Source organism: Halomonas cibimaris (assembly GCF_039537045.1).
Lineage (GTDB): Bacteria > Pseudomonadota > Gammaproteobacteria > Pseudomonadales > Halomonadaceae > Vreelandella > Vreelandella cibimaris.
The window spans coordinates 36,613-49,841 of record NZ_BAAAZT010000070.1 but is presented as its reverse complement, the minus strand read 5'-3'; the positions used below and the strand labels follow the sequence as shown (position 1 = coordinate 49,841).

Genomic DNA, 13,229 nt, shown 5'->3' with positions numbered 1-13,229 from the left:
GCCGCTGGGAGCCTATCTCTCTTTTGATCGCCTCTGTGATGAGGTACACCGCCTACTTGGTGGTTATGGCACTGAATACGCGATTAATTTTGAATAAGCACTTACATCGCTGGGCCCAGCGGCTGTCGTGACTGGCTTAATCACTGTGACTGACTTCGCCGTCGTGACTCCCTGTTGTGTTACACCATTGCGCTAAACCACTGTGCAGATAAGGAAATCTTATGTCCTCGCTGTATGCCCGCTTCGCCAACGCCAAGATTCGCACCCGACTGACAGTCGGCTTTGCGATACTGATCGTGCTGATGATCATTATCGCAACGGAAGGCATTTTCAAGGTCAACCAGATTGATCGAAACCTGACAACGATCAACGACGTCAACGATCTCAAGCAGTCCTATGCCGTCGACTGGCGCGGCAGCGTGCACGACCGCGCAATCGCCCTGCGCGATATCGTACTGACCGAAGACAGCAGCGACGTGCGCGCGCTCAAAAACGACATGCAGCGCCTGCGCAGCAATTACAGCGAGGCAACCGAAGGCATGCAAAAGGTGCTTTCAGAACATGCCGGCAGCCAGAAAGAGCAGACAATGCTGGAGCGCATAAGTGCCCAGCAGCAAACCGTACGCAACTTTACGCAAAAAGTGCTCAGCGCCCGCGACGCCGGCAACAGAGAAGGCGCCCGCGCCGTGCTGCTTGAACAGGCAGGGCCTGCGTATGCGCAATGGCTTGTTCGCATCAACGACTATATTGACCTGCAAGGCCGGCTGAACGACGCCACGACCACCAAAGCGCGTGAAACAGCGTCAGGGTTTCAGCTCGATATGGTGCTGCTGACCCTGTTCTCCGTCATCGTCGGGATCTTCATTGCCTGGCTGCTGTCGCGCCAGCTGCTGCGTGAACTGGGCGCTGAACCCTATGAAGTGAAAAAATTCGCCGAAGCCGTCGGCCGTGGCGACCTCACCGCGCCCAACTACTTGAAACAGGGCGACCAGCACAGCATCATGGCCGCCCAGGTAGCGATGGCTCAGCAGCTGCAGGGCATTGTCGCCGAGGTGCGCACATCGGCTGAGGCCGTAGTCGATGACAGCGAACAGATCGCTGCAGGCAACAACGACCTTTCTTCACGGACGGAACAGCAGGCCAGCGCCCTGGCGCAAACCGCATCCGCAATGGAGCAGCTCAGCAGCACCGTCAAGCAAAACGCTGACAACTCAGCGCAGGCAAGCCAGGAAGCGGCCAGCGCCTCCAGCACGGCAACACAGGGCGGCGAGGCCGTTCAGCAGGTCGTCACGACCATGAATGAGCTCAACCAAAGCTCCCAGGAAATCGCCGGTATTATTTCCACCATCGACGCCATTGCCTTCCAAACCAACATTCTGGCTCTGAACGCCTCGGTAGAAGCGGCGCGTGCCGGCGAACACGGCCGCGGCTTTGCCGTTGTCGCCTCTGAAGTACGCAAGCTTGCGCAGCGCAGCGCCGATGCCGCCCGGGACATCAACGAGCTGATCTCCAGCAACCTTGAGCGTGTCAACAACGGCAACGCGCGCGCTGAGGAAGCCGGTGAATCCACCAAGGAAATCGTGGCAGCTATTGCCCGCGTCACCGACATCATGCAGGAAATCAGCAACGCCAGCGCCGAACAAAGCGACGGCGTGCAGGAAGTCGGGCAAGCCGTCACCGAAATGGATCACGTCACCCAGCAAAACGCGGGCCTGGTGCAGGAAAGCGCCAAGTCGGCCAACAACCTGCGTCAAAACGCGCATCAGCTGATTGATTCGATGTCCAACTTCAAGCTTCCCGATACGGCCACGAGCCGCATATCGGCAGCGGGGCAAAGCAGCGCGCCGGCACCGACGCACCAAGCGCCGTCCGCGCTGCCTGAATCCCAGTGGGAAAGCTTTTAACGCTGCCGCCTGCCTCAACGCTCCGGCCTACAGCGCCCTGCCATGCGTGCAACCGCAAGGCAGGGCATAAAGCACAGCGTGCTATTCTCCCGGCTGCCAGCCGTTGACCAGCGGGTAGCGCCGATCGCGGCCAAAACCGCGCGGGGTTACCCGCACACCCACCGGCGCCTGGCGGCGCTTGTACTCGCAGCGATCCACCAGCTTGATCACCTGATAGACATCTTCACTGGCAAAGCCGGCAGCGATAATCGCCTCGGCGCTCATATCACCTTCGATATAACGCTGCAAAACGGCGTCCAGCACGTCATAGTCGGGCAGCGAATCGCTGTCCTGCTGGTCCGGGGCCAACTCCGCCGAAGGCGCCCGCTCAATCACCCGCTCGGGGATAGCCGGCGACTGCGTATTGCGCCAGCGGGCCAGGCGATACACCCAGGTCTTGTAGACATCCTTGATGGCGTTATAGCCGCCGACCATATCGCCGTACAGCGTGGTATAGCCCACGGCCATTTCGCTTTTGTTGCCGCTGGCCAGCACCATCAGGCCCTTTTTATTGGATATCGCCATGAGCAGCACCCCGCGGCAGCGGGCCTGCAGGTTCTCCTCGGTGGTATCGCGCTCGGTGCCCTCGAACACCCCGGCAAGCGAGGTCATGAAGGATTCCACCATGGGTTCGATGGGCAAAACCTCGTAATGCACGCCCAGCATGTCGGCCTGGCGCGCGGCGTCTTCCCGGGATATATCGGCGGTGTAGTGATACGGCATCATCACCGCCTGAACGCGCTGGGGCCCCAGCGCATCCACGGCAACGGCCAGCGAAAGCGCCGAGTCGATGCCGCCGGAAAGCCCCAGTACCACTCCGTTAAAGCCGCTTTTATTGACGTAGTCTCGAAGCCCTGTCACCAGCGCGCAGTACAGGTTTTCTTCAGGCGCGACGTCGGGCTCGACTTCGCCGGGCATGACCGTCCAGCCCGTAGCGCTTTGCCGGCGTAGCGACACCGGCATCAGCCCCGGCTGCCAGTACGGCGCCAGCACGGCAAGCTCGCCTTTCGCGTCCACGCAGCAGCTGCCGCCGTCGAACACCAGCTCGTCCTGGCCGCCGATGGCGTTAACGTACACAACCGGACGCTGCGCCTGTGCCGCCCGATCTTCCAGCAGGCGCAGACGTTCAGCGGGCTTGTCCTGATGGTACGGCGAGGCGTTGAGGCTGACGATGACATCGGCACCGGCGGCGCTGAGCGCTTTTGTCGGCGCCTCATGCCACAGGTCTTCACAGATCAGCAGGCCCAGCCGGACCCCCTTGTGTTCATGGATCAGCGGCTCGCTGCCGGCGGCGAAATAGCGCTGCTCGTCGAACACCAGGCGGTTGGGCAGCACCTGCTTGGCGTACTCGGCCTCCCAGCGGCCGTTGTACAGCACGCCGGCCAGGTTATAGCGCTTGCCTTCGCGCACGCCGGGATAGCCGATGATGACCAGCACGTCCCGAGCCACTTTTTCTGCCAACAGGCCCCGAGCCTTGCGCAGGCGCGCCTCAAGCGCGGGGCGCAGCAGCAGGTCTTCCGGCGGATAGCCGGACAAAAACAGCTCGGGAAACACCACGATATCCGCACCATGTTCGATGCGCGCCTCGCGCACGGCTTCAGCGGCCCGGGCGGCGTTGCCCGGAATATCTCCCACCAGGGGGTCGAACTGCGCCATCACCAGGGTTAACTCTTGCATGGGCGTTGGTACTCTTGAAATGGATACTCTTGAAACGGGCAATCTTGAAATGGGCACTCTTGAAGATCGGAAGTCGACAAAGCCGGCACCGGCAGCGCGGGATATACCGCCGACTCAAGCGTTGACCGCTATTTTTGCGCGGCGTCTTGTGGCATTGTCCCGCAAGCACTGCCGGCTGGCAAAGGCCAGACGCGCATGACCCCGGGAGACACTAAGGATGAACCTCTTGATCATTCGGCTGATACTTTTTGGCGTCATTTTTTTCGCCGGCCTGAAGCTTTACGGCATCTACCGCGAATGGAAACTTGACCGCGAAGCCCGCCTGGAACGCGAACACCGCCACGAAGGCGGGCAAATGGTGCGCTGCCGCTGGTGCGACGTGCACGTCCCGGAAAGCGAGGCGCTGCGCGAACGCGCCGAATGGTTCTGCTGCTCGGCCCACCGCGACCGCTTTTTCGCCGAGCAGGATGAGGCTTCGCGCTAGCCTTCGGCCGGCCCGGCCCGCCGGCGTCAGCGTTGGCTTACGCTTTCTGTCCGCTTTGTCTTATACCCACACCAACGTGCGCTTCTAGCCTGACAGTCAGGCAGGGTGCCCCGCCACGGCCGGCAGCGGCACCCTTTCTGGCACAAACGGCGCTGCACCGCAGCGCACAGGGAAGGGAGAAGCGCCATGGAAACGGCCGCTCAGCGCGGGTTCACGCTCGTCGAACTACTGGTGATCATGGCCCTGATCGCCACGCTGGCAGGCGTGGGCTATCCGCAAATGCGCGGTTTTGCCGCGCGCAGCAGCCAGCAGGCCGCGGTAAGCCAGCTGCAAAGCGCGCTGGCGCTGGCGCGACATACGGCCATCACGCGTCGCGAAGCGGTGTTTCTGTGCCCCCCGGGCGGATGACCGAAACGCCTGCGATACGGACTGGAACAACGCGCTGATGGTCGTCGCCCAAAGCACCGCAGCGCCGATTGATGCCGAGCGCATTCTGCGTGTGCTGCCCGGCACTGACGCCGGCGTGACCTACAGCCGCGGCTGGCGGCGCATAAAGTTCAGCCGGCTGGGACACAGCAGCGGCTACAACGGCAAGTTTATCGTTTGCCGCGCCGGACGCCGGGCGCACAGCGGCACCCGGCTGGTGCTCAGCCAGCTGGGGCGCATTCGGATGGAAAAAATGACCTGCGCTGCAAGCCCGGCCACGGCCGGCGTTTGAGTCGGGCGCCGGCCGCCTTTTTTCAGGCCAGGCCGTCCAGATAGCGCTCGGCGTCGAGCGCTGCCATACAGCCGCTGCCCGCGGAGGTGATCGCCTGACGGTAGACGTGATCCATGACGTCGCCGGCGGCAAACACGCCGGGCACGCTGGTCGCGGTGGCGTTGCCCGAAAGGCCCGACGCCACCTCGATGTAGCCGTTGTTCATCTTCAGCTGGCCTTCGAACATGGCAGTGTTGGGGCTGTGGCCGATGGCGATAAACACCCCCGGTGCAGCAAGCTCTTGGGTACTGCCGTCTTTCGTGGAGGTCAGCCGCACCCCGGTCACGCCGGTATTGTCACCCAGCACCTCGTCCAGCGTCTGGTTCCATTCCAGTACCACCTTGCCTTCGGCGGCCTTCTCAAACAGCTTGTCCTGAAGAATTTTCTCGGCGCGCAGCGAGTCGCGACGGTGCACCAAAGTGACCTTCGAGGCGATATTGGCCAGGTACAGCGCTTCTTCCACGGCGGTATTGCCGCCGCCGACCACAACGACTTCCTGATTGCGGTAGAAAAAGCCGTCGCAGGTAGCACAGGCCGACACGCCCTGCCCCATGAACTGCTGCTCGGAGGGCAGCCCCAGATAGCGGGCGCTGGCGCCGGTGGCAATAATCAGCGCATCGCAGGTGTAAACGCCGTTGTCGCCGGTCAGGGTAAAGGGCCGCTCGCCCAGGCGAACGTCGTTGATGTGATCAAACAGCACCTCGGTATGAAAGCGTTCGGCGTGGGTTTTCATGCGCTCCATCAGCGCCGGGCCCTGCACGCCTTCAGCGTCGCCCGGCCAGTTATCCACATCAGTGGTGGTGGTAAGCTGGCCGCCGGCCTGCATGCCGGTAATCAATAGCGGCTGCAGATTGGCGCGCGCGGCATACACCGCCGCCGTATAGCCGGCCGGGCCGGAGCCGAGAATGATCAACCGTTCGTGTCGCGTTTCCATGAAACCACCTTTTCGTCAACGGGGTAACGGGGCACCCCACGTAATACGTCAAACAGCATCCTGATAAGCCGGGGCGCTGCACCAGAGCCCGTGCAGGGTGCCCCCGGCACGCCGGATACGCAAGCTCAGCGCCGGCCAAGCCTTAGCCATTGGGCGAAGATGCTTGAAACGCCCCTCGTCAGCACCCATCTACTATGGCTAGGATAAGCCATAGTAAAAAAAGCGGCTGCGAAAAAACAACGGCCGCCGTGGCGGTGCCAGCCCTTGATCCGTCACCGCCTGCGGCACACTTCGTTAACGCCTGCTACCAAGCTATCCGTGTCTAGTCAGCAGAGGAGAACGGCATGAGTCAGATACCTGATACGCGCCAGACGCTGGATGTCGGCGGTCAGACATACCATTACCACAGCCTTCCCAAGGCGGCTGAAACGCTGGGCAACATTGACCGCCTGCCCAAAACGCTCAAGATTTTGCTGGAAAACCAGCTGCGCTTCGCCGACGACGAAAGCGTCGAAGCCGACGACCTTCAAGCGCTGGTCGACTGGCAAAAACAAGGCAAGTCCAGCCGCGAGATCGGCTATCGCCCTGCCCGGGTGCTGATGCAGGACTTCACCGGCGTGCCCGGCGTGGTCGACCTGGCCTCCATGCGCAACGCCGTGCAAGCGCTCGGCGACGACCCCGCGCGCATCAACCCGCTGTCGCCGGTAGACCTGGTCATCGACCACTCGGTCATGGTCGACGAATTTGGCAACCCGCAAGCCTTTGCCAATAACGTCGAAATCGAGATGGAGCGCAACCGCGAACGCTACGAGTTTCTGCGCTGGGGCCAGCACGCCTTTGACAACTTCCGCGTGGTACCGCCGGGCACCGGCATCTGCCACCAGGTCAACCTGGAATACCTGGGCAAAACCGTCTGGAGCAAAGAAGAAGACGGCAAGACCTGGGCCTATCCGGATACCCTGGTGGGCACCGACTCCCACACCACCATGATCAACGGCCTGGGCGTACTCGGCTGGGGCGTGGGCGGTATCGAAGCCGAAGCCGCCATGCTCGGCCAGCCGGTATCGATGCTGATTCCCGAAGTCGTCGGCTTCAAGCTCACCGGCAAGCTGCGCGAAGGCATCACCGCCACCGACCTGGTGCTGACGGTCACCGAAATGCTGCGCGCCAAGGGCGTAGTGGGCAAATTCGTCGAGTTCTACGGCGACGGCCTGAAAGATCTGCCCCTGGCCGACCGCGCCACCATTGCCAACATGTCGCCGGAGTTTGGCGCCACCTGCGGCTTTTTCCCGGTGGACGAGGAAACCCTGCGCTACATGCGCCTGACCGGCCGCGAAGCAGAGCAGGTCGAGCTGATCGAAGCCTACGCCAAGGCCCAGGGCCTGTGGCGTGAACCCGGCGCCGAGCCGATCTTCAGCGACACCCTGGCGCTGGACATGGGCGACGTAGAGGCCAGCCTTGCCGGCCCCAAACGGCCCCAGGACCGGGTGGCGCTGGGCGACATGCCCGCCGCGTTCGCCAAGATCATGGAAAACGACAGCAACGGCACGCCCGCCGAAGAAAAAGGCCGGCTGTTCTCGGAAGGCGGCCAAACGGCCGTGGGCGTGGAGCGCAGCTACGAACACCCCACCAGCCAGTCCGTCAGCTACCGCGGCCAGGACTTCAAGCTCAACCCCGGTGCCGTGGTCATCGCCGCGATTACCTCGTGCACCAACACCTCCAACCCCAGCGTGATGATGGCCGCCGGCCTGCTCGCTCGCAACGCCCGCGAAAAAGGCCTGACCACCCAGCCCTGGGTCAAAACCTCGCTGGCACCGGGCTCCAAGGTGGTCACCGACTACCTGGCCGCCGCCGGGCTTAACGACGATCTCGACGCGCTGGGCTTCAACCTGGTGGGCTACGGCTGCACAACCTGTATCGGCAACTCCGGCCCGCTTCCCGACGAAATTGACAAAGCCATCAACGACGGCGATCTGACGGTGGCCTCGGTGCTTTCGGGCAACCGCAACTTTGAAGGTCGCATTCATCCGCAAATCAAGACCAACTGGCTGGCTTCACCGCCCCTGGTGGTGGCCTACGCACTGGCCGGCAACGTGCAGACCGACCTCAGCGCAGAGCCGCTGGGCAAGGACGGCGACGGCAACCCGGTCTATCTCAAGGATATCTGGCCAAGCCAGGCCGACATTGCCAAGGCCGTAGAGCAGGTCAACACCGAAATGTTCCACAAGGAATATTCCGCCGTGTTTGAAGGCGATGACACCTGGAAAGCCATCGATGTGCCCCAAAGCCAGGTCTACGAATGGCCGGATTCCACCTACATTCAGCATCCGCCCTTCTTTGAAGGCATGCAGCGCGAACCGGACGCCATCGAAGACGTGGCCAACGCCCGGGTGCTGGCCATGCTCGGCGACTCGGTCACCACCGACCACATCTCGCCGGCCGGTGCGATCAAGCCCGACAGCCCCGCCGGACGCTACCTGCAGGAAAACGGCGTCAAACCGGTGGATTTCAACTCCTACGGCTCGCGGCGCGGCAACCACGAAGTGATGATGCGCGGCACCTTCGCCAACGTGCGCATTCAAAACGAAATGCTCGACGGCGTAGTCGGCGGCGAAACCCGCCATGTGCCTTCAGGCGAGCAGATGGCGATCTACGACGCGGCGATGCAATACCAAAAAGAAGGCACGCCGCTGGTAGTGATTGCCGGCAAGGAATACGGCACCGGCTCTTCGCGTGACTGGGCCGCCAAGGGCACGCGCCTGCTGGGCGTGCGCGCCGTGCTCGCCGAGTCCTACGAGCGCATCCACCGTTCCAACCTCATCGGTATGGGCGTGGTACCGCTGCAGTTCCCCGAGGGCAAGGACCGTAAATCGCTGGGCCTGACCGGCGATGAGGAAATTTCGATCAGCGGTCTGGCCGACCTGACCCCGGGCAGCAGCGTCAAGGTCGTCATCAAAACGCCCAACGGCGACGAGCACCGGCTTGATGCCAAGTGCCGCATCGATACCGACAACGAGCTTGCCTACTACCGTCACGGCGGCATTTTGCACTACGTGCTGCGCAAGATGATCGGCGCGGCGTAAACCGCAAAGGTTCGTTCACCGCAAACCGTTCTTGCAAAACCGTTCGTTGCAAAACCGTTCTTGCAGAACAAAGCCCCCGCAGGCCATGCCTGCGGGGGCTTTTTGCTCAAACCCTGATCATCTTCGCTGCGCAGCGTTATATTGAACGGCGGCGATACTCACGGTACTCAGGCTCCCAGCAGTTGCACCGAATGGCGTCGCGCAGCCGGTTACCGTCGGTTTTCAGCGCCACGCCTTCATCCTGCGCCTGGGCGGCGACCTCAAAGGCGATCGCCATGCTGATCTCGCGGATACGCGACAGCGGCGGCAGCAGCGCGCCCTTGCCTTCCTTGACCAGCGGCGCTTCCCGCGCCAGCGCCCGGGATGCGCTCATCAGCATTTTATCTGTTACCCGGGAGGCCTTTGCGGCTACCACGCCAAGGCCGATGCCGGGAAAGATGTAAGCATTGTTGCACTGCGCAATGGGGATACTGCGACCGTTGTGAACGACCGGCGCAAAGGGGCTGCCGGTCGCTACCAGCGCAGCGCCGTCGGTCCAGCGGATGACGTCTTCGGGCACCGCTTCGGCCTGGGAGGTGGGGTTGGAAAGCGGGAAAATCACCGGGTTATCGCAGCCTTCGTGCATGGTGCGCACCACGCGCTCGGTAAAGATGCCCTTCTGCCCGCACACGCCAATCAGCACCGTCGGCTTGACCCGGGCAATCGTCTCATCCAGCTTTTGGCCGTCCCAGTCGGCCACCAGCGAGGCGTCGTGGGCCAGGCGGCGCTGAAAATCCCGGTGCCATGTTTGATCGTTGGTCATCAGCCCCTCGCGATCCACCATGAACACCCGGGCGCGGGCCTGCTCTTCGCTCAGCCCTTCGGCCTGCATCGCCACCACGGTCTGTTCAGCAATGCCGCAGCCGGCAGAGCCGCCGCCGACAAACACCACGCGCTGGTCGGCAAGGGTTTGCTTGCGTGCCCGGCAGGCGGCCATCAGCGTGCCGACCACCACTGCGGCGGTGCCCTGCACGTCGTCGTTAAAGCAGCACAGCTCGTCGCGGTAGCGCTCCAGCAGCGGCACGGCGTTGGCCTGGGCAAAGTCTTCAAACTGCAGCAGCACATTGGGCCAGCGGCGCTTGACCGCGGCAATGAACTCCGCCATGAAGGCATCGTACTCTTTTTGGGATACGCGCTTGTGGCGCCAGCCCATGTACATCGGGTCGTCGAGCAGCGCCTGATTGTTGGTGCCCACATCCAGCGTGATCGGCAGCGTATAGGCCGGGCTGATGCCGCCGCAGGCGGTATAAAGCGACAGTTTGCCGATGGGAATGCCCATACCGCCGATTCCCTGGTCGCCCAGTCCCAGAATACGCTCGCCGTCGGTGACCACAATCACCTTGACGTTATCCTTGGTTGCGCTGCGCAGGATATCGTCCATGTACTCACGATCCGGGTAGTTAATGAACAATCCCCGATGGTTACGATAGATGTTGGAAAATTCCTGGCACGCCTTGCCGACCGTAGGGGTATAGATAATCGGCAGCATTTCTTCCAGATGATCCGATACCAGGCGGAAGTACAGGGTTTCGTTGTCGTCTTGAATAGCGCGCAGATGAATATGGCGTTCAAGGTCGCTGTTGCACTGCTGGTACTGGCGATAGGCGCGCTCCAGCTGGTCCTCGATGGTTTCTTGATCCTGCGGCAACAGCCCGATGAGGTTAAACGCTACCCGTTCTTTCTGCGTAAAAGCGCTGCCCTTGTTCAACAAAGGCGTTTCCAGCAGGGCGGGACCGGCGTAGGGGATGTACAAGGGGCGTTGGCTCGTGGTCATGGCTACTCTCTACCAGGTGAATCGGCTACTCGTTGCGGCCGTGAAAACCGATTGTGGAAAACGTTTTTGAAAAAAATCCCGGCCAATGTAACACGCTGACGGCACAAAAAAACGGCATCATCCGCAGTTGGCATAGCGTATTGGCAACGCTACGACGTCTTGGCTACGGGCCGCTGTGCTGCCTCGCCGGTGAAAAAAAGCGGGCGCAGTTTAACCCCCAGCATATTGCCGGCAAAGGCCGCCACCGCCCACAGCCAGCCGTGCAGGCTGCCCGAGGCAATGCCGCTGAAATAGGCCCCGATGTTACAGCCAAAGGCCAGCCGTGCACCGTAGCCCAGCAGCAGCCCGCCGATCACCGCCGCCGCTATTGAACGCAGCGGAATACGGAAGTTCGGCGCAAAGCGCCCGGCAAGGCTCGCCGCCGCCAGCGCACCGAGCATGATACCCACGTTCATCACCGTAGTAATGTCGCCCCAGACGCTGGCATCCAGCGCAGCGGCGTTCCCCGGCGACTGCCAGTAGCCCCACTGGGTAACGTCGCCGCCCAGCAGCGAAAAGCCCTTGGCGCCCCACAGCGCAAACGCCGAGGTAATGCCCCAGGGCCGCCCGGCCAAAGCGAGGGTGGCAAAGTTCAAAAGCGCCAGCGCCACCGCGCCTGCCAGCAGCGGCCAAGGGCCGACCAGCAGCCGCTCAAAGCCGCGGCGCGCCACCAAAGGGGGGTGTTCCAGCTCGCCGTGGCGGCGCTTTTCCAGCACCACGGTCACCGCGGCAATGACGGCAAACAGCAAAAGGCTTATGGCCATGCCGCCGTAGGCGCCGCCGACGTCCACCAGCGATACCGGCGGCAGCGCCGGAAGCTCCGTCCAAAAGCGGAAGTGCGCCGTGCCGATCACCGAGCCCACAATGAAAAACACAAGCGTGATCAGCATCCGGGCATTGCCACCGCCGGCGGTAAACAGCGTGCCCGAGGCGCAGCCGCCGCCCAGCTGCATGCCCAGACCGAACAGAAAAGCGCCCACCAGCACTGAGATGCCCAGCGGGGCGACAAAGCCCTCTACCGCCACGCCGTTCAGCTGGCCCGCCCCAAGCGCGGGGAAGAACAGCACCACGGCCACGGCCAGCATCAGCATTTGCGCGCGCAGCCCGCGGCCGCGGCGCTTTATAATCAGTGCCCGCCAGGCCGAGGTAAAGCCGAAGGCGGCGTGATAGAGCACCATGCCCAACAGGCCACCCACGATCATTAAAAGGCCGGTATTGGCCGTAAACACAACGCCAATAAGCAAAGCGCCCAGCACAACAAGCGCCCCCGCCAGCATCGGCACGCGGTGGCGCGGCAGCGTCAGTGAAACAGTGGAAGAGGCGGTAGCCATCGTGATCACCCTCGATTGAAAAAGCGCCTGCCGGTGGGCAGGCGCTTTTGCGAATAGGCGGTCAGAATAGCGCCAGGTCAAGATAACGTAAAATGCTTTATCGTAGACTTTTAATTCCACAATGGAATATAGCCTATACGAAGCGCCCCAGCCCTACGGCCTTGCGGAGGTTTTCCATTGTGACCGTCGCTTCTTCCCGGGCACGTTCGGCGCCTTTTTCCAGCACGGCTTCAATATAGCCCGGGTCTTCCATCAGCGCATTATACCGCTCCCGGGGCGCGCTCAGGTGCGCGTTGAGCTGTTCAAACACCTGGTTTTTGGCCTCGCCCCAGCCAATGCCCTCGGCGTAGCATTCGCGCATGGCGCGGGTTTCTTCCGCCGAGGCAAAGGCCGAGTAGATCTGAAACAACGTGCAGCCTTCCGGATCCTTGGGCTCACCCGGCTCCAGCGAGTTGGTCTTGATCTTGCGCACCAGCTTTTGCAGCTTTTTCTCGGAGACGAACAGCGGAACGGTGTTGTTGTAGCTCTTGGACATCTTGCGCCCGTCGAGCCCGCCCAGCACCTCGACGCTTTCATCCACCACCGCCTCGGGCAGCGTGAAGTGCTGGCCCTTGTAGAGGTGGTTGAAGCGCCCGGCGATGTCCCGAGCCATCTCGATGTGCTGGATCTGGTCGCGGCCCACGGGTACGCGGTTGGCGTTGAACATTAAAATGTCCGCGGCCATCAGCACCGGGTAGCCGAAAAGCCCCATGGTCACGCCCTTGTCGGCGTCCTGGCTGCCGGCCTCTTCGTTTTCGGCCACCGCCGCCTTGTAGGCGTGGGCGCGGTTCATCAGCCCCTTGGCGCAGACGCAGGAAAGCATCCAGGTCAGCTCAGGGATCTCGCGGATGTCGGACTGGCGATAAAAGATCGCGTTGTCGGTATCCAGCCCCAGCGCCAGCCAGGTGGCGGCGATTTCCAGCCGCGACTGCTGCACGCGCTTGGGGTCCTGGCATTTGATCAGCGCGTGGTAGTCGGCCAGAAAGTAGAACGACTGCACGTCGGCGCACTGGCTGGCTTCGATGGCCGGCTTGATCGCACCGACGTAGTTGCCAAGATGGGGCGTGCCGGTGGTGGTGATGCCGGTCAGCACGCGGGTTTTGGGGGATTCGGTCATGGTTACGCACTT

At 62.3% G+C, this 13,229-nt stretch carries 10 protein-coding genes; 5 read left to right on the top strand and 5 right to left on the bottom strand.

Going from position 1 to position 13,229, the window contains the following annotated elements:
• Positions 1–221: 221 nt before the first annotated feature.
• Positions 222–1,904, top strand: a complete 1,683-nt coding sequence (locus ABD654_RS08115; RefSeq protein ID WP_344704082.1) for a methyl-accepting chemotaxis protein — start codon at positions 222–224, stop codon at positions 1,902–1,904.
• Positions 1,905–1,985: 81 nt separating this feature from the next.
• On the opposite strand, the gene ABD654_RS08110 is transcribed toward ABD654_RS08115, so the two are convergent.
• Positions 1,986–3,620 carry an NAD+ synthase gene (locus tag ABD654_RS08110; RefSeq protein WP_344704080.1) on the bottom strand — a complete coding sequence of 545 codons (1,635 nt, stop codon included), beginning with the start codon at positions 3,618–3,620 and terminating at the stop codon, positions 1,986–1,988.
• 217 nt (positions 3,621–3,837) lie between these two features.
• Here ABD654_RS08110 and ABD654_RS08105 point away from each other — a divergent pair, with 217 nt between their 5' ends.
• The 3 genes from ABD654_RS08105 (at position 3,838) to ABD654_RS08095 (ending at position 4,822) form a co-directional block, all read left to right on the top strand.
• A complete protein-coding gene (locus tag ABD654_RS08105; RefSeq protein WP_344704078.1) occupies positions 3,838–4,104 on the top strand; it encodes a PP0621 family protein in 267 nt (88 codons plus the stop codon).
• Between the two features lie 186 nt (positions 4,105–4,290).
• Positions 4,291–4,512: a pilus assembly FimT family protein gene (locus ABD654_RS08100; protein WP_344704076.1), complete on the top strand. Its 222-nt coding sequence runs from the start codon at positions 4,291–4,293 to the stop codon at positions 4,510–4,512.
• A 37-nt stretch (positions 4,513–4,549) separates the two neighbouring features.
• Positions 4,550–4,822: a hypothetical protein gene (locus ABD654_RS08095; RefSeq protein WP_344704074.1), complete on the top strand. Its 273-nt coding sequence runs from the start codon at positions 4,550–4,552 to the stop codon at positions 4,820–4,822.
• A gap of 22 nt (positions 4,823–4,844) precedes the next feature.
• Here ABD654_RS08095 and trxB read toward each other — a convergent pair whose 3' ends face one another.
• Complete coding sequence (trxB, locus tag ABD654_RS08090) at positions 4,845–5,795, bottom strand: thioredoxin-disulfide reductase (RefSeq protein ID WP_344704072.1); 951 nt, start codon at positions 5,793–5,795, stop codon at positions 4,845–4,847.
• Between the two features lie 344 nt (positions 5,796–6,139).
• On the opposite strand from trxB, the gene acnA reads away from it, so the two are divergent.
• Positions 6,140–8,878 (top strand): aconitate hydratase AcnA, encoded by a 2,739-nt coding sequence (acnA, locus tag ABD654_RS08085; RefSeq protein ID WP_344704070.1) that lies wholly within the window; start codon positions 6,140–6,142, stop codon positions 8,876–8,878.
• 136 nt (positions 8,879–9,014) lie between these two features.
• Here the strand turns inward: acnA and ABD654_RS08080 are convergent, their stop codons facing one another.
• The 3 genes from ABD654_RS08080 to ABD654_RS08070 all read right to left on the bottom strand — a co-directional run bounded on the left by ABD654_RS08080 (position 9,015) and on the right by ABD654_RS08070 (position 13,217).
• Complete coding sequence (locus tag ABD654_RS08080) at positions 9,015–10,691, bottom strand: NAD-dependent malic enzyme (protein WP_344704068.1); 1,677 nt, start codon at positions 10,689–10,691, stop codon at positions 9,015–9,017.
• Between the two features lie 149 nt (positions 10,692–10,840).
• Entirely contained in the window at positions 10,841–12,061 is a 1,221-nt protein-coding gene (locus ABD654_RS08075; RefSeq protein WP_344704066.1) for a YeeE/YedE family protein, read from the bottom strand.
• A 133-nt stretch (positions 12,062–12,194) separates the two neighbouring features.
• A complete protein-coding gene (locus ABD654_RS08070; RefSeq protein ID WP_344704064.1) occupies positions 12,195–13,217 on the bottom strand; it encodes a tryptophan--tRNA ligase in 1,023 nt (340 codons plus the stop codon).
• Positions 13,218–13,229 lie beyond the last annotated feature (12 nt).